Source organism: Pseudomonas alvandae (assembly GCF_019141525.1).
Lineage (GTDB): Bacteria > Pseudomonadota > Gammaproteobacteria > Pseudomonadales > Pseudomonadaceae > Aquipseudomonas > Aquipseudomonas alvandae.
In genome coordinates this window covers 2,894,779-2,911,269 of sequence record NZ_CP077080.1, presented here as the reverse complement: position 1 = coordinate 2,911,269, position 16,491 = coordinate 2,894,779, and the positions used below count along the sequence as shown (strand labels likewise).

Here is a 16,491-nt window from a genome sequence, read left to right as displayed (position 1 = left end):
GCGGCTGCAATCAGGTCGCCGATGGCTGCGACGCCGCACTCATGAAAAAACTGGCAACCGCCCAACTCAGGGCATTCAGGTCGGACAGGTCCAACTGATTGACCGACGAAGGGGGAATGCCGGCGCAGACCGCGATGTATTTCGCGGCGACGTCCATGTCCAGGCTGACTTCCTCGTTCTTGTCGAACTTGTACGGCAGCGCCTTGATCGCCCGTACTTCCTGCACGGTGGGCCGGCGCAAGGAGAGCACGGTCAACGGCTCACCGTGGGCCTCGATCGCGACCTGAAGTTTCTGAACGTGACTCATTGCCAGCTCCCTTTGATGCCGTCGAATTGCAGTTCAATGGTGCCGTCGTCGCCCTTCGACGATGGTTCGTCCACCAGGTAGGCGCCGGCCAACACGTAGACCGATGCGTTGCTGAATTCGCAGGTCACGGTCATGTCGCGACCGTTGGTAAGCGCCTTGATCGGGAAGTTCGGCGTGTGCACCGCTGTCACCTTCAGGGAAGGCGTCATTGCCTCTTCCTTGTAATAGCCCGGGTAGACCGTTTCTCGTTTCACGTCCATCAGCGGGGCTTCGGCGCCACCGGTGATGATCAGCTGTTCGCCGTCCACTTTGACGTAGACGGTGCCCGCTACTTTTTGACCCATGGTCTGTGTCTCCAGAATGAAAAAGCCCGCACTGGGCGGGCTGGGTGTCGTGGGTCGGGGTTACGCCGCTTCGTCGTATTGCAGGCGGAACTGGTTGAGCAAGGCGAAGACGCGCAGGCCGTTGATGTAGTCCGGCGGGAACAGCACGTTGACCCGGCTCGGGTCCTGCGTGTCGCGCTCCACCACCAGGTGCTGCGCGAACAGCTCGGCATTCTCCACGTGCCCTTCCAGCTCGAGCTTGGCGTATTGCGCGATCAGCTCACCACGGATGACCGCCGGGGTGACGATCGGCTGGCCGGCGCCGAACGCGGTGCCATCGCTCGCCAGCTTGTGGCGACCGTACTTGCTGGTGATCACGCTGCGCATCCGGCGGATGATGAACGCCGACTGGTGCATGGTCTCGCTGTCCAGGTAGGAGTTATCCGCCTGGCCGAAGGGGTTTTTCTGGTAGGTGGTGATCGAGCGCTGAATGCGCACGTAACCGCCCTCGTAATACGCCGTGGCGATGCCGTAGGTCAGCAAAGACTGGCGCTCGGTCAGGGTGAACCGCTCACTGGCCGGCGCTGGGTCCAGGCCCGGCAGGCTACCGCTCTGGGTAGGCCGGCTGGCATCCGCCGAGATGAACACCGCCGTGCGCCCAGCCAATGCGGCAGCCTGAACCCACACCGGCTGCGGAACGCCCGTCTCGACGGCCTGGATGGTGACGTGCTGGTCGTTGCGCGCCTGGCCTGCCGCTACCAGCGTGCCGATGGTGCCGCGCTTGGCGCTGTAGACGTGGCCGAACAACTGCTTGGCCCAGGACCAGCGACCGGTGTTGTCATCCATCGTGTCCTTCCAGACATTCAGGCTGGTCGTGTCGGACCATGGCATGCAGATGAATTCGAACGGCTCATCGCCCAGGGCCGCCGCGGCGTCCACCTGATCCGGCACGCCGACACCGCCAGTCATTGCCGTGGTGACGACGGTCAGGCCTGTCGGGGTCATTTCACCGTTGGACTTGCCCAGGCGGTTCATTGCGATGGAGATGTCATTACCGCTTTCGCCCGTCCATTTGCAGGTCAACGTCACCACACCGGCAACCGCCGCAGCCGTGACGGGCAAGTCTGGCGTTGCGTTGATCTTCACCGCCAGGGCGGCCGCGGCTACCGTTGGGGTTGCCGCCGAAGGCACGACCGATTGCACCCGGGTGCCACCGACGTACAGGTTCAGCAGGCCTGCCTCGGTCGCGGCGCCGGTGATGGTGACAGTCGATGTCGCCACGGTGCCGGTGTCGTTCTGCAACGGCAAGCACCAGATTTCGCCGATGGGATCGACCTTGCGCAAGATTTCGTACATCGCGGCGAGCATGGAGCCCTGGCCGCCGATTTCCTTCGCCAGCGCCACGCTGGACACCAGAACCAACTGGCCGATGCTTTCGCTGGTTGCGTTGTCGTTGACTTGGCCGACGATCAGCCGGCGCATGGCAGACGACGCGCTGTTCGCCGCCGAGTTATCCATCTCCGCGTAGAACAGCGGCACACGGATATCGGCCGGGATGTTGCTGAATCCGATAGCCATTATTGCGCTTCCTCAGCTTTCGCCGGCGCGCCGGCTTTGGTGGATGGGGCCTTGTCGGCTTTCAGGGTCACGTCGCCATCGGCCTGACGGCGGCGCCACCATGCGTTGTCTGGAACCTCGCGGCCTTCCTTGGGCAGCAAGTCGCCGGCCTCCGGGTCGGGCACAGAACGGCCAGAGGCCGGCACCACAGTGATGCGATTGGTCATGGTGTTACGTCTCCAGTGAATTGCGCTTCGATTCGCCCGTCCGGGCCGGGTCGTTTCAGGTTCGGGTCTGCTGGGTCGATGCAGTCCATGTTGATGTTCGCGCCGGTGAAGCCCGGCAGGCCGTCCAGCTCGTATTCCTGCCAAGTCTCCGGCGGCTCGCTCGCATGGTTTCGGCCAAGCTGGAATTCCGAAAAGAAGGTGAACTGATAAACGACGCGGGCCCGACTGATATGCAACAGCGCGCCCTTTCCGTATTCGATGCGGGTGTATTCCGGCCCAGGCTCCCAGCCAACCAGTGAACGCCACAGCTCGGCCCGGATGTCGTGCAGCAGGTCGTTATCGTCTTGCCCACGCTCGTCGGAGGTAGCCAGGACGATTACCACGTTGAACTGGTCGGTTATGGCCTGAAGCACCATGTTCTGCGCTTTGCTCGGCTCTGCCGCATCCGCCGTGGCGATGACGTAAGCAGCCGGTAGCGCGAGCTGGGCACTATCAACGACAGCATCCCAGTCGATACCGCCGGAAACCCGACCGGCAAAGGTTGGGCACGTCAGCCGCAGATGGGCAACGATGGGGTTCAGTTTCATGCTTGAGTCCGTTGGGGCAGCGATCAGCCCAGGGCGGCGGCGAACGCTGCCGAGAGAATCGATTGAACTTGCGAAGCCGAGTCCTGCAGGGCGTCGGCCATGTAGTTGTCGCGAGGCTTGATGCGCCACTCCCCAGCAGCGCGCTCAGCCAGGGCAGCAGCTCTAACGCCCTTTGCCCTTCGATTGGAACGGCCTTTACCTTGGCCGGGAGCGAGCTTTCCGAGCTTCCTGCCCTTCTTCACGCCGTAGTGCAGATACGCCGGATAGAACTCTTCCATGGCCGACGTTTTGGTGGGGGAGATCCGCACCAGGAAGCCGGAACGGGAAACCTTGAAGGTGACAGATTCGACGGTCGCGCCGGTCCTGTTGATGGGGTAGCCATCCTGGCCCTTACCCAGCACCAGGTTCATCTGGGCGCGCTGGGTGATCAGCAGGCCGACCTTACGCATGCCGGCGCGGATCTTTCGCTTGTCGAAGGCGTCACGCTCGAACTTGTCGAACCCCTCGAAGTGCAGGTAGCCCTCAAGCGAGGCCGAGTTAGACATAGATTCCACCCTCAGCTTGCACCGGGCTCAACTCTTCCACTTCCAGAACCGTGAACCGTCGATTTCCGTTCATATCCGTCACACGTCGAACCCGATACAACGTCGTGCCGTGTAGCACTTCGTGGGCGTCGCTCATGCCTTTCAGGTAGTAAAACGTTACCCGGTGTGTGATCTTGGAATCGATCTGCACCCCGGCGCTGTATACGGCTGTTCCTACAGGCTGGATCCGAGCCCATCGCTGTTTTTCATCCTTGAAAATAGGTTCAAGCCCCATGTCGCTTGCAGGCTCATCCTGCCTGAGCCTGATCGTGATACGCCGGTTCAGCTCCGATGCGCCGGGCTCTCTGACCGCCCCCTGCTCTCGCATGACCATATTCAGAACCTCGGCGGAACAGTGATGTCTGCCACCAAGTGGTCCAGGAAGTTTGAGGGAAGCTCAACCAGGGCCTGGCCCACTACGAACACTTCTGCGTGGCGGACAGCTGTAGCTGCAGCCATGAGCAGCCAGTTGCGCACGCTAGGGTAAGCCTCAAGGTCGGCGCGTGCCTTGTATCGAAGCCGCAGCAACCCCGAGGGGCGTCCGGAGGGGAAATACAAAAAGCTCTCCCGCTGGCCCTGGCGGAGTTCGTATTGCACGACCTGATCCGCCCAGCTTCCGTCGGGCTGCTGCGCTTCAATGGAAACGATCTCGTTCGCTTGGCCGACGTCCAAGGGACGTCCAGAACCAAAGTGCGCCGGCCATTCTTCTTCGTAAATCGCCCCTCGGATTGCAGCACCTGTTTTTGATTCGCACTGACCTGTCACCCCAGGGATGACGATTTGCTCAATCAGCTCAGACTGCATATCTTCCGGTTCCATCCGGCACTGATAGGCCACTTGCGCTAGGGTCAGAACGGGATCGCCGAAGTACTCGACTCGACGGGCCATGGCTTACGGCTTCTCGTCGGGTTCTTCCGGGTCAACCGGATCGACTGGATCAATCGGATCAACCGGATCGATGGGATCAATTGGGTCAACCGCGTCTGCTGGCTCTGCTGTCTTCCCAGTTTTCTTGCCTGTCGACTTCTTCGCTCCGGCACCAGCAGGCGCCTTATCAGAAACGCCAGGAGCTACATAAGCAATCGCTCGCCCTGACTTGATCAGCGAGGCAGCGGCATCGCTGTCGAAGCCAGCGATCTCGCCAATGGCATAACCACGCCATTCCTTTTTAAAGGTCACAATCTTCGTATTGGTCATGATGCTACCTGCATGAGAGTTGGCCCCACCACGCGGCGGGGCCTAGCAATTACATTCCGGCGCCCCAAGTGATGCCGGTACCCACGGAAATCGACTCGACGTGACGCGGGCCAAAGTCATGCTTGCTGATCACACGGATCAGAGTCTGGTCGCGCTGGAATGCGCTCACGGTGTTACCGGCGGCGTCCTTGTAGGACGCCTCGGTACTGATCGCGATCGCCAGCGTGGTGTCTTCACCGATGTAGCAATCGGAGAAATTCACGAAGTAGATTTCCGACTCGTCACCACCCACGCCCAGGTTTACCGGCACTTGAGTAGTTAGCGCGACTGGATAGCCCTTCAACATGCCAGCGTCGATCTCTGGATAAGCCTTGTTACCGTTGCCGTCGCGCAGCGATTGCAGCCAGCGAATGGTTCGTGGCGCCATGATCCAGCCACAGCCAGCCAGGTCGACGTTTGCCCCCTCCAAGCGCAGCATCATGCCGCCCAGGTACAGGTCAACGATGGCGAGCGTTGCGCCAGCAGGCGCCCCCATCACGTTGCCCGGCAGGGCCCAGTAACGGAGGCCCTTCGGCAACGACCCGGTGCCAGCACCACGAATAAAGTGAAGGTCTTCCGACAAGCCCATGCTGACCGCCAGATCACTGCTGACCTGGGAGTCGATGCGAGGGTTGACGCCTGCGTACGCCAACAGATCGTTGGAAATAGGCACGATCGCGGCAGCTTTCTTGGCCGAAAGCTTGAGGTCACCGAACTGCATATCAGTGATCGCGATGTCTTCCTCGGTGCCCAGGTAGGTCACCTGAGTATTTCCCAGCACGCGAGGCATGGTCAGATTGCCGTTATTCAGTGGCAGGCTGATTGCGCCCATCTTGCGCACCACGGATTTGGGCCGAAGCGATTCGATGACGCTGGTGCTGAAATTCTCTGGTACCAGCACCCCGCCGGAACCAGGGGTAACGGTAGAGAGCGCCATGTGCACATCGGCGCCATAACCACCGGTCTTGGCCATCTCAGCAGCAACTTGTTGATTACCGCCCGCCTGGACCATAAGGCGCACCATCTGCGCCATCGCAACACCAGGCTTGGTGGGTTCACTATGCACGGATACGTGCGTAGGGGAACCCTTGTTGCCTTGCGCGCTTTCCTCAACAGGCACAGCCGTCGAAGCCGCGAGACGCTCGACACTTTCGGCGCGAGTGATCTTTGCGGTCAATTCGTTGATCTGTGTTTCCAGCTGCGCAAACTGCGCGAGCTGCTCGACGTTGAGGCTAGCGCCACCCGCCTCGACTTGGGCCAACGCCTGGACCTGGGCAACCAGCTGGGCGCGTTCGCTACGCATTTGAAGTACAAGGGACATGGTGCCTCCTGGGCATAAAAAAACCCGCACGCGGCGGGTTCGACGACTGCCGCGAACGCGGTCAGATCAGGGCTTGAAAATTGAGTGCAGACGCACGGACAGCGATGCGGCCTGACTGGCGGGTCGCTCTGCTTACGGCGACCGCCTGGGACAAGTCGTCAACGGCTTGTTGCGGGCTTTGAAGGCGGTCGGCCAAACCAGCGTTGATGCCGGCCTGCCCTCGGTAAAGACCCGCCTCAGTTGCGATGACCTGTTGCACCGGGAGCCCGCGATAATCAGCCACCGCGTTGACGAAGAGCTGATAGCTCTCCTGCACGACGTCGTTGAGGTATTGCAGTGATTGGTCGCTCAATGGTTCATGAGGGGTCAGGTCGTTTTTGTGAGCGCCTGCAAAAACCGTCGTCACCTTGACGCCCATCCCCTCTTCCATTTTTGAACGGTCCATGTGACTGGCGATCACGCCGATCGAACCGATCCCACTGGTTTGGCTCACAACCAGTTCGGAGCATGCCGAACCGAGTAAGTAGCCACCGCTGTAGGCCATGAAGTTGACGATGCCGATGATGGGCTTTTGCTGGGTCATGGCACGGATATCTGCCGCCAGCTCAAACGCGCCTACCGCTGACCCACCCGGACTGTCGATGTCCAGGACGATACGTTCAACCATCGGGTCAGCTACCGCGTTGCGAAGTTGTGCCCGAAGTGACTCGTAGCTGGTCATCGTTTCGCACATGCCAATATGACTGCCGCGGCTCACCAGCACACCACTAACCTGGATCACTTCAATACCAGTCCGGGCGATGGCAGTACGGCGCTCTTCTTGCTGTTGGGCGATACGGTCAATTCCGTCATCGTCCCACAGCGCCGGACTGCCACCGCCACCGATGTTCACGATGTTCAAACTCATCGCCTGGTTGGCCCAGCGCACGCCGAGATCCAGCATGTCAGGCGTGACCAGCAGCGGCTGATTGAACAGCAGGCTGGAGGCTCGCAAGTAGTTTTTCATTGAGCGAGGATCCTCTCGATTTCGGCGTGCTGCAGCTCAAGCTGCGCGCGCACGTTAGGGTTGGTAAGGTCAGCCTTGCCTTTACCTGCGTCCACCATGTTCAGCGGCTGCAAGTAGATGTCTCCACCTGGGACCGGTGGCATGTTCTCCAGCCGACGAATGTCGTTGACGCTCAGCCACCCCCACTGCCGACCAATCGCGTAGGCTTCGTAGCGGCTCTTTTGGTCGCCACGTAACAGGCCCGAGAGGTTGAATTCGATGAAGTAGCTACGGCGATCCGCCGGCAAAAGAAAGTCGCGCATCATCGACTGTTCGTGACGCTTGACCCACGGGAGCAACGCAAACACCACAAACTGAATCATCAGCTGTTCAAGGGTGTTGTAGTTGGACTTCTCCAAGTCGTTGACCATGGGCAATGGGATCTTGTAGATCCGGGCGATATCGGTACCGGTCGTTTTCAGTATCCCCAGCACTTCCGCATCGACGTTGTTCATGCTGACAGGCTTGAAGGTCATCCCCTCTTGCAAGAGTGCGACCTTTTTGGCGTTGTCCATACCGCCGAACTTCTGGCCCCACTGATCGACAATCTTGTCGATGCTGCCCTGATCTTTAATCGCGGGCGCCTCTCGCGGCCTCTCAATCACGCCGGAAACTGAAACCCCGTTGGCAAAGCTCTTGCCGGTGTATTGCCTGACCGCCTGGGCCAACCCTAGCGACTCGGCATGCACTTCGATGGGCGATAATCCAACGTAGTGATTCGTGCTGAACCAGCGCACGTGATGGATCATTCGCATCGGTAACGTTTCACCACCACCGACCCGATAATACGGGAGCATGTCGCCGCCCTTCAGCACCTGCACCTTGTCGTTGCAGAGCGGCCAGAGGGCGGCGATGTTTCCGTCCTCACGGCGATCGATGAAGCTGTAACCGTTTCCCCTTAACCCCGCTGCACCCTGCATGCATTCACGGTACTCATAAGGCGTTTGGAAGCCGTTGGGTTGATAGCGCAGCACGTCGTAAGCGGGATGATTGATGGCGGGTTCGCGCTGGCCCTTGTCCATGCGCTTGTAGAGCTCGCAGGGCAACTGACCCATGGTCTCGGCCAGCAGCGTCACGCAGTTCTGGAGGATTGGAAGGCCCAAGGCTGATTCCGGGGTCACTCGTACTCCTGAGCTGTTGCGGCCACTGCCGATCAGGCTTCGCCATAACCCACTGCCAACGTCCGTCAGATTGCCGCGCTCGCCGAGCAGGTTTGAAAAAAACATGCTCAACCTCCTTTCGGTTTGGACTGCATCGCGGCGGCCGCTCGGTCAGCGAGCTTTGCCCAAAAGATAAGGCCGACGCCCGCCACGATGCAGCCGGCTGGAACGTGGACCATTGCCACGCCGGTTATCAGCAAACCGAACCCCAACAGCCCTGCCAACCAGGACAGGATGACCAACTTCATATGCCAACCCCTTCGTCATAGACAGATGTGCCGCCGCCCACCGCGGCCTTGCCGCTGATGCCGGTAGCCATGATTGCGGCAACAATGCCGTCGATACGGCCGGTGGCCTTGGCCTTGTCGGCCTTCCTGTTGTTGGCTGGGTCCGAAACGATTACCGCGTTACCTGCACACCAGGTCATAACTGGGTTGCCGTCGTGCCGCATTGTTTCGACCGACTCGGTTTCAACGACCGTAAAGTCAGCAGGGTCCAGGTCGATGACATCAGCCTCCGGCGCGAGCCCAAGCAAACGGCGTTCAAACTCATCCACCGCAGGCCCCATATCCTTGAAGCCCTGCCCGAAACCGATCATCTCCGGCAGCGTGATGTCGTATTCCGTCATCAGTTGCAGAAGGTCCTCCACGCGCCAGCGGTCGTAAGCGATGCGCTCAACATCGAAATACGCGCAGATGGTCACCAGTCGGCGGAGCACGTGAAGCTTGCTGATCGCCCTGCCAGGTGTGGTTTCGAGGTGACGGTTCTTGACCCACAGTGCATAGGGCACCTTGTCCCGATCTTCCCGCCCCTTGAGGTCGTCGTCCGGGATCCAGAAGTAAGGCAGCAACCGCCAGTGCGGGTCGTGCGGCACCGGCCAAAACAACAGCACGAAGGACGTCAAGTCAGTGGTGCTTGCGAGATCCAGCCCACCGACACAGCGGCGATTGCGCAACAGCCGCATCGGCACCGCTTCTTCGGCTTGCTTCCAGATGGCCCAGGAAATCCAGGGGGCATCAGCTTGCGTCCACTCGCAGAAGTTGAGGCGGCGCACAACGGACTCCTGTGCCGGAAGTCCTCGGGCTGACTTCACTTGCTTGCGCAGGTATTGGTAACCGGGGATCCCGTCGCTTTGCCCTTCGGCGACAAAGTGCAGAGAGGGATTAACCTTGGGCCAGCAGGACTCATCCTCGAACGGGTCGTCGCCTTCGTCCAGGGAACAGATGAACGCGAAGAAGCTATCGTCCTCCTCGATTTCCGCACAGATCCGCACGCCGAGGTCGTGGTACTGGCCGCAAACAGTCTTCTTGTCTGAGCCGCTGTTGGTGATCGCCACCACCATCGCCTTGCGCCGGTTTTTGGTACCGGCGCGCATCATGTTCACGGTGCTGGCTGTTTTGTGTTCGTGCAGTTCATCCAGCAGCCCCAAGTGCGGACGCGGGCCGGACTTGCCTTCGTCGGCGCTGATTGGCCGGAAGAATGAATTGGTGTTCGGATAGAAGAGGTTCCAGACCTTTTCATCGCGTCCCGACTGTACGAGCCGTGAACACAGATTTGCAGACATATCGACCATCGATACCGCGTCGCGGAACAGGATCATGGCCTGGTCGCGCTTGGTCGCAGCGGCGTAAATTTCGGCGCGCTGCTCGCCATCCGCGACCAGCCCATACAGGCCAATGCCCGCCACCAATGGGCTCTTCCCGGAGCCCTTTCCGGTTTCGATGTACGCGAAGTTGAAGCGGCGATAACCGTTCTGATTCATCCAGCCGAACAGGCTACCCACCACAAACGCCTGCCACGGTGCCAGCAGGAACGGCTTGCCCTCGTAATCGCCGCCGTTGAGGCAAAGCACCTCCTCGAAAAACCCGATGGCGCGGTTGGCTTGGGCCAGATCCCAAATCAAGCCGCGGGCCGGACCGTGTTCCAGGTCCCGCAGGTGGCGCTTGCAGGCGTTGCGGACGTTAGGTCCCGCGACAATTTCGCCAGCAAGCGTGGCGTGGGCGAATTCGGTTACGCGATCAGGTGAAGTACTTGTCTGCTGCTGCTCTTTGCTCATTGGGGAATAGCTCACCTTGTTGCGCCGGCGCCGTTTTCAAATTTCGCCGGGACATTGGCGAAAGACCGAACTGCGCGCCGGCAGCGTTGGCGCGCTTCTCGGCATCGTTGGCGAGCTGGCGGAGGACGTGCATTTGCTGCGCTCCCGTCTTGAACGTTTGGATATCGCCACCCAATTCATCGTCGGAGGTGGCATTGCGAGCGGCAATCAGCCGCTGGTACCGACGCCAATCCGCTGCCGCCTGGCAGTAAGTGGCGAGCGCCATCGAATCCAGCTCCGAGACGATGCCCAGCGAAATCAGCGCCGGTACCAGACGATCCCACTCCTCGACCGCTTCCACAGAAAGCACGTCCGGCATCGGAGGCGCACCCACAGGCACGATTGGTGCGGATGCAGCGGCCAGCAGATCGCCGACGTTTTCCCGGCCGCGATTTCCTTGCAACAGCTTGAGAACCGCAGGTTTACCTGGGCGCCCTGAGTTTCCATTTCCGGCCATAACAACCCCTGCCTATTGATACCCCCCCTCCCTCATTTTTCCCGACTTTGCGTAAAGAGGGGGGCGAGCGGTCTAGAAGAAATTCGGGAAAAAAGTTTTCACCCCCCCTACCCCCTGGGGTGCCATTTTTTGGTGCAGTTTTCGGGGGTGCCGGTCAGCGGTTCCAGTGGTGGCCCGGGTCCAGCGGCAGACCTTCTGCGGTGCAGCCAGGCAGGCGCCCGCTCTTCTCAATTCGTTGCTTGGTCGAGTCGTGACAGAACTTGCACAGGCCTGCCCAGTTGCAGGGGTCCCAGAACAACTTCCACGCTGCCTTGATGCGAGCCGGGTCACCGCTGTCCTTAGCGTCCTTCAGCTTGGGCGCAGTCTTGTGGTCCACCACGGTCGCGGCTACGGGCCGTCGATCCGTCGAGCACATCGAGCAATACGGGTACTGACTGAGGTAACCGTCGCGTGCCTTCTGCCAGCGGTACCCATAACCACGCGCAGCACTGCTGCCTCGGCGCACATCCGATACAGTTCCCATCAGCCCATCTTCCATACGCGAGCCAAGTTGCCCGCGCTCTGACACACCGAACCGACGAACACCGCGAGCAGCAACACCAGCGGCCACGAGTTGGCAGGCATCACTAACAGGCCCTTGCCGATGTACACCACCGCAGATCCCGCGGCGACCATCACCAGCCAGGCGAGACAGCTCATGTCCCGGCGGAATCGAGCACCGCGACGGCGGAACGTGAACAACCGAACGAACAACGCAACACACAGCCAGAACGTAGCCTGCGTCAGGATTTGCGGTACCAGAGGGCTATCCATCCTGCCTCCCTTGCTGATCAGCAATGAGGCCGCGCCGCTTGATGACAGCCAGCGCGACAGTAACCACCACAACCGACGCACCAAACGCCGCCGGCCCGGTGTACTTGAATGGCCTGGTACCGAACAGCTCAACTTCAGCCATACCAGGGGCGAACATGTAACCCATCACGAAAGACACCAGCAGGAACAGAACCCGTTTCCAGACCGGCAATTCCTCCGTGGTGGTGAAGAACACCAGCGAGCCAGCCAATGCACCAATCACGGCGAGCATATCGACACCCGCCAGCAGGCCAGTTGCAGCCAGTCCCACACCACCGGCCACGACAACAGTTGCCGGCTCACTCATGCTGATTACTCCGTCGCAGACACCCAAGGGGCCGAAAATAAAAACCCCGCCGAAGCGGGGTTAAGTGACCGGCCCAGGGTGGCCGGGTGAAGCTGCACAGCACGTGCGAGGTAAGCGCCAAGGCGCAAATTTCATATCGTGGTGACTTTTTACCCCCTGAGTACGGAACCGAAAAGGGGGCATTTTCGGTTATCCAACTCGACGAAGCTTTGACGCAACTTTGAGGAGACTTTGAGGTAAAGCACCCCGACCAGCGGTAAGCCACTGACGGGCATCGGCACGCTCGGCCAGCACCACCAGCAGCCGCTCATGCAGGCGATGCACTTGGTCGTAGTAAGTCTGCTTCGCCCTCGACTCGAACCCCAGCAAATGCAACTGCATCAACCAGGTCGGCGCCGGATCATCGCCGTAACGCAAACCGGCCAATCGCATCAGTCGGGCACCCTGCTCATCCTGCCGCCCGATCTCCGACAGAGCTGCCGCGACTTGCTGGGCGACCGCATCAGGCCCAGCCCCTGAACCCAGGATGATTCGCGATCCCGGTGTACCGCGAGGCGCCGACCCACCCCACTCCATGATGGTCGCCATCGGGCTGCCCATGCCGCCGGTCTCGCCGTTCAGCCGGCATTGCTCGCCCCAGTGTTTCAAAAGTTCTTCCATTGCCCCGATCATCGCCCTTCCCCTCGAAAAACCGAACCCGACACAAAAAAAACCTTACCCAACACAAACCCAACACAACAAAATCCCTTAAAAATCAATAGATTCAATAGCATTGTGTAACGTGTGTTGAGTGTGTTGGGTTTATTGGTCCTCGCATGGAGATCTTTTTCCGTCATTGGTCCCCATGGAAAATGTCGCGCACATGCACGCGCGCGAAGACAAACCCAACACACCCAACACAGCGCCCGCAAAGCCGCGTAGTTCCTGCCCTTGAACTGTGGTGGGTACTCGAAACCAACCCAACACACACCCGACACACCCAACACACTTGTTGACGTAGTCATGCCGCAGCCGCCTTGATGTGGTCCCAGTTTTCAACGTTCCAACCGGCCAACTTCGCCCGGGCTCGCCATTCCTCGACCTGCTTACCCAGCTGGGCCGCCTTGAGTGATGGGGCCGGGGAAGCATCAGGATCCACCGGAAAAAAGAACGCACCAAATCGCCGATTGTTGCCATCGGTCCAGGGTATCGCCCGGGTCTTATCCACCTCAGAACTGATGAACAGCGAGAATTTCGTCTGACTCATCACATGTTCTTTGTTGCGCTGGCACCATTCGAGAAACAATGAGTAGAGGTCTGTCGACAGGCAAGGTCCCCACAAACCATGTCCCAGCTCGCCATACTTCCAAAGGTGCAGGAATGTCTGCCAGCCAGCACGACTCAAGGCCACCAACCGCTCGCGGGCATCTGTGGAAGGCGGGCGCGTTCGCTGGTCAAAGTCACCAAGATCGATCGACAGCAACCACCCATACAGAGCCGCAACGCCGCCCGCCTCCAGTTCCTTGCCAATCGCCTTTTGACGTTCCACCGGCAACGTCTCCTGTGGCCACATCACCAGCATTCGCCGATCGCTCTCGCTGATGGGCCACGGCAATATCTCGTTGCTCAGGAACACGGCGTTCATGTGGTTGGCTTCTTCCCAACCGTTGATGAACTTGGACTCCATGCGTACCGTCTTGCCGGTGACGAGATGCTTAATCTTGCCCACCTGGTTGTAGCGTTGATCGCGGCTTACCACTTCCTCGAACACTGACCACAACTTACGGCTTTGCCAGGCGTTGAAATTGCTTTCCAACTGAGTTTGCCCGACCGTGGCCGCATACTGCCCGTAGAGCATCCCCAGGGCATCGGCAAACAGTAGGCTCTTGCCCGAGCCCTCCATGATCGAATGCATCAGCACGGCGGTGTCCATCTTCGCGCCCAGGTGTTGAAGCGGATAGGCGAGCCAACGCGTAAGCCAGATAGTCGCATTCTCGTCATGGTTGCAAAGGAACGAGATCAACCAACGCAGGTTCGCGCACGCCTCGTCATCGCGGACCGGCTCCAGGGGCAGCCCGTCGAACGTGTTGATGTAAACGCTCGGGTCTTTCGTCATCGTTGGGTCAAAGACGATGTGATCGACGTCAACGACGCGCCGGGCGCTGCTGTTCAACCACAGCGCATACGAGTCGCCCAATGCCATCTTCACGGCGCCTTCTGGAACGCGCCGCTTCTTCTCGCGATCCCAGACGTCCTTCGTACCGTCGATGTACACGTACCGCTCAGTTGGCGACATACCGAAGGCGCCGCCTTTCTTGCCTGCCATCCGCCGCGACTGCTCGATGTCACGTACGTGCTCGTCCGATATCAGCTTGCGCCGCTCGGTGTCCTCCAACCACAGCTTGGCCACCGGCTTGCCGACTCGGGCCTCGAACGCGGATTTCTTCATCACACGCGACTGGTCGAAGTCCCACACATGCGTCGTGCCTTCCACCAATGCGAAACGCCGCAGGACCTGCTCAATGGTCAACGCGCCCCCCGCGCCCCCGTCTACAGCCGGAGCGGCCTCGCTTTCGGTGGCGTCCGGGTTGGGCCCTGGGCCTTCATTCGATGGGGCCGGGGGAAGATCTTGTGGATCTGGGCGTGACGAATACTGCATGCCCAGCATGCGCGCAGCGTCCTTAACCGCTTTCGATTGATCGCCGTCGTGCTCGAGCAAACAGAACACCTCAAAGGCATCGTTCTGGTGACCGTTCGCCAGCGGGTCAGCGGCATGATGGGAATAGACCTTGCCGTCGTCACTGACCGTAACGCCGGGCAGCCCAGTACTGCTTTGAGAGAAAAGCCATTTGCTGCCGCGCTTGATGTAGCCGTGGGCACGCAACAACTCTTCAACGTTGTGGCCGCGGTTGAATTCGTCGATAACGGAAGGTGGTTTGCCGACTGCCGGCGCGGGCCGCTTTATCACTTTCGCTGGTGGGCGCTTGGGCTTTGGCGCCCACGGGCAAGCTGCCTCGGCATCGCGCTTGAAAATGTCCCAGTTTTGCCAGATCGCCAGCAGATCAGCGGGCAATACTGGCAGTCCTTCCGTTGCGCTAGGCGGCGTGCGCCAGACGTAGGGCTTTCCGGTACCAGGGTGGATAGATGGCGGCAAAACGTCCTGCACCAGTCCCGCGCGGAGTTCCAGCACGGTAAAGCGCTTGTATTGCTCCGATTCGAGCTTGGCAGCCGCCTCCCCTTCGACGTCACCCGCCGCTTTCGCCGCCCTGGCTTTCGCCATCAGCGCCTTATAGATCGTCCCGTCTGGGTCGTTCTCGTTCGGCCAGGCGAGCGAATGCCGATTAAGTTCGATGCCTTCAGGCACCTGGAACAAAATCCGAAAGCGTGCCGGGTTGCCGACAACAGGCGGAAAGACCAATGCCATCGCATCCAGGTCCAGCCCCAAGAGCTCGTACAGAACGTGTCGGGTCCATTGCACATCGTCTACGTCGAGCGAGCAAACGCGGCTCGGCCCCAGAACAACGCCGAGATTGTGATTGGGGTGTGCCTGCCAAAAAGCTTCAGCAGTGTCCGCCGAAGTGAAGTACCCGCCCGGCTTGTTCCAGCCCATTCCCTTTGGCGCTTTTTCACCTGGTTCAATCGAAACGAGGGCTAGACCGAAGGTTTCAATGTATCGCCGCGCCCACGCTGCCGTGGCCACGCTATTGGTCGATTCACTCATCTACGCCGCTCCCGCAACCCCTGGCAACTGACACAGGTTTCGCAACCCTCGATAGTCTGCTGACGAAGTAACGGGATAGGTTCGTCGCAATCCTCGCAAAACAGCGCGCTGACGCGGGACTTGGGGACGTGTCGGTTCCGATGCAGAGCGACCTCAAGGAGGTACTGGGCCTGGTCGTTGGCGCGATCGATGTCATCAGCCATTTTCGCGTTCCTCCATCGCCTGGCGTGCGCCAGCCATGATGCCCAACACAGCACGAATGACGTCGACGCCGTGTTTTTCCAGCAGCACTACTTCGTGCGGTTCCCAAACGTTGTCGGCTGCCCCTTCGTGCATGCTCGATACGAACTCGCCGGTTTCGTGCAACAAGCTGCCAACTGACTTCAACGCCTCTTTGGTCGGGGCTGCTGGTTCGGGCTTGTACCAGACCATACCCGCAGGTCGCATCAGAGCGTCCAACAACAACGGATTACCGGTCAGGCGAATGACCTCCTCGAGTTCATCGGGATCAAGCCAACGGCGTTCTTCATCGTGCTTAAGCTTCTTCTGAAGGGTGTCGTAGTCGATCACCATGTCGAGAGCCAGAGCCGTAACACCACCTTTGTAATCGTGGCCGGCCCGGTACAGCGCTTTGCGAAGCGAAAGAACCGGCCCAAAGGCCGGTGAATGGTTTGAAGTGCTCATAACCGTAAATTCCCCATTTACGGCCTAGCCTTAGGAACGGGCACGCCCT

General features: G+C 59.9%; 22 protein-coding genes. All 22 read right to left on the bottom strand.

All coding sequences use genetic code 11. The annotated features are described in order from the left end of the window. Window positions 1-10: 10 nt before the first annotated feature. Complete coding sequence (locus KSS97_RS13045; RefSeq protein ID WP_217861832.1) at window positions 11-307, bottom strand: phage tail assembly protein; 297 nt, start codon at window positions 305-307, stop codon at window positions 11-13. Further along, window positions 304-651 (bottom strand): phage tail tube protein, encoded by a 348-nt coding sequence (locus tag KSS97_RS13040; protein WP_217861831.1) that lies wholly within the window; start codon window positions 649-651, stop codon window positions 304-306. The genes KSS97_RS13045 and KSS97_RS13040 overlap by 4 nt, the downstream gene beginning before the upstream one ends. 60 nt (window positions 652-711) lie before the next feature. Next, window positions 712-2,208, bottom strand: a complete 1,497-nt coding sequence (locus tag KSS97_RS13035) for a phage tail sheath subtilisin-like domain-containing protein (protein WP_217861830.1) — start codon at window positions 2,206-2,208, stop codon at window positions 712-714. After that, window positions 2,208-2,414, bottom strand: a complete 207-nt coding sequence (locus KSS97_RS13030) for a DUF2635 domain-containing protein (RefSeq protein ID WP_217861829.1) — start codon at window positions 2,412-2,414, stop codon at window positions 2,208-2,210. The genes KSS97_RS13035 and KSS97_RS13030 overlap by 1 nt, the downstream gene beginning before the upstream one ends. Beyond that, window positions 2,411-3,001, bottom strand: coding sequence for a phage tail terminator protein (locus KSS97_RS13025; RefSeq protein ID WP_217861828.1), 591 nt, complete (start codon window positions 2,999-3,001; stop codon window positions 2,411-2,413). The genes KSS97_RS13030 and KSS97_RS13025 overlap by 4 nt, the downstream gene beginning before the upstream one ends. A 23-nt stretch (window positions 3,002-3,024) precedes the next feature. Next, on the bottom strand, window positions 3,025-3,546 hold the full coding sequence (locus tag KSS97_RS13020) for a hypothetical protein (protein WP_217861827.1): 522 nt from the start codon (window positions 3,544-3,546) through the stop codon (window positions 3,025-3,027). After that, entirely contained in the window at window positions 3,539-3,919 is a 381-nt protein-coding gene (locus KSS97_RS13015; protein WP_225936103.1) for a phage head closure protein, read from the bottom strand. Before KSS97_RS13015 ends, KSS97_RS13020 begins: the two co-directional genes overlap by 8 nt. A gap of 2 nt (window positions 3,920-3,921) precedes the next feature. After that, window positions 3,922-4,473 (bottom strand): hypothetical protein, encoded by a 552-nt coding sequence (locus KSS97_RS13010; RefSeq protein WP_217861826.1) that lies wholly within the window; start codon window positions 4,471-4,473, stop codon window positions 3,922-3,924. Between the two features lie 3 nt (window positions 4,474-4,476). Next, complete coding sequence (locus KSS97_RS13005) at window positions 4,477-4,782, bottom strand: hypothetical protein (RefSeq protein ID WP_217861825.1); 306 nt, start codon at window positions 4,780-4,782, stop codon at window positions 4,477-4,479. A 49-nt stretch (window positions 4,783-4,831) separates the two neighbouring features. Further along, window positions 4,832-6,142, bottom strand: coding sequence for a phage major capsid protein (locus tag KSS97_RS13000; RefSeq protein ID WP_217861824.1), 1,311 nt, complete (start codon window positions 6,140-6,142; stop codon window positions 4,832-4,834). Window positions 6,143-6,203: 61 nt separating this feature from the next. Next, complete coding sequence (locus KSS97_RS12995; protein WP_217861823.1) at window positions 6,204-7,148, bottom strand: S49 family peptidase; 945 nt, start codon at window positions 7,146-7,148, stop codon at window positions 6,204-6,206. Beyond that, window positions 7,145-8,413, bottom strand: a complete 1,269-nt coding sequence (locus KSS97_RS12990) for a phage portal protein (RefSeq protein ID WP_050516642.1) — start codon at window positions 8,411-8,413, stop codon at window positions 7,145-7,147. Before KSS97_RS12990 ends, KSS97_RS12995 begins: the two co-directional genes overlap by 4 nt. Window positions 8,414-8,415: 2 nt before the next feature. Beyond that, complete coding sequence (locus KSS97_RS12985; RefSeq protein ID WP_217861822.1) at window positions 8,416-8,595, bottom strand: hypothetical protein; 180 nt, start codon at window positions 8,593-8,595, stop codon at window positions 8,416-8,418. Next, window positions 8,592-10,403 carry a terminase large subunit gene (locus KSS97_RS12980; RefSeq protein WP_217861821.1) on the bottom strand — a complete coding sequence of 604 codons (1,812 nt, stop codon included), beginning with the start codon at window positions 10,401-10,403 and terminating at the stop codon, window positions 8,592-8,594. Before KSS97_RS12980 ends, KSS97_RS12985 begins: the two co-directional genes overlap by 4 nt. Further along, window positions 10,366-10,899, bottom strand: coding sequence for a phage terminase small subunit P27 family (locus KSS97_RS12975; protein WP_217861820.1), 534 nt, complete (start codon window positions 10,897-10,899; stop codon window positions 10,366-10,368). Before KSS97_RS12975 ends, KSS97_RS12980 begins: the two co-directional genes overlap by 38 nt. A gap of 154 nt (window positions 10,900-11,053) precedes the next feature. Beyond that, the gene (locus KSS97_RS12970; RefSeq protein WP_217861819.1) at window positions 11,054-11,422 is read right to left on the bottom strand and encodes an HNH endonuclease; all 369 of its coding nucleotides are present in this window, start codon (window positions 11,420-11,422) and stop codon (window positions 11,054-11,056) included. Next, window positions 11,422-11,712 carry a phage holin family protein gene (locus KSS97_RS12965; protein ID WP_042956595.1) on the bottom strand — a complete coding sequence of 97 codons (291 nt, stop codon included), beginning with the start codon at window positions 11,710-11,712 and terminating at the stop codon, window positions 11,422-11,424. The genes KSS97_RS12970 and KSS97_RS12965 overlap by 1 nt, the downstream gene beginning before the upstream one ends. Further along, entirely contained in the window at window positions 11,705-12,058 is a 354-nt protein-coding gene (locus tag KSS97_RS12960) for a putative holin (protein ID WP_217861818.1), read from the bottom strand. Before KSS97_RS12960 ends, KSS97_RS12965 begins: the two co-directional genes overlap by 8 nt. A 189-nt stretch (window positions 12,059-12,247) precedes the next feature. Further along, on the bottom strand, window positions 12,248-12,718 hold the full coding sequence (locus tag KSS97_RS12955) for a hypothetical protein (RefSeq protein WP_225936102.1): 471 nt from the start codon (window positions 12,716-12,718) through the stop codon (window positions 12,248-12,250). Between the two features lie 340 nt (window positions 12,719-13,058). Further along, window positions 13,059-15,758, bottom strand: a complete 2,700-nt coding sequence (locus tag KSS97_RS12950; protein WP_217861816.1) for a bifunctional DNA primase/polymerase — start codon at window positions 15,756-15,758, stop codon at window positions 13,059-13,061. Continuing rightward, the gene (locus KSS97_RS12945; RefSeq protein WP_217861815.1) at window positions 15,755-15,961 is read right to left on the bottom strand and encodes a TraR/DksA C4-type zinc finger protein; all 207 of its coding nucleotides are present in this window, start codon (window positions 15,959-15,961) and stop codon (window positions 15,755-15,757) included. The genes KSS97_RS12950 and KSS97_RS12945 overlap by 4 nt, the downstream gene beginning before the upstream one ends. Next, window positions 15,954-16,442: a phage regulatory CII family protein gene (locus KSS97_RS12940; RefSeq protein ID WP_217861814.1), complete on the bottom strand. Its 489-nt coding sequence runs from the start codon at window positions 16,440-16,442 to the stop codon at window positions 15,954-15,956. The genes KSS97_RS12945 and KSS97_RS12940 overlap by 8 nt, the downstream gene beginning before the upstream one ends. Between the last annotated feature and the right edge of the window lie 49 nt (window positions 16,443-16,491).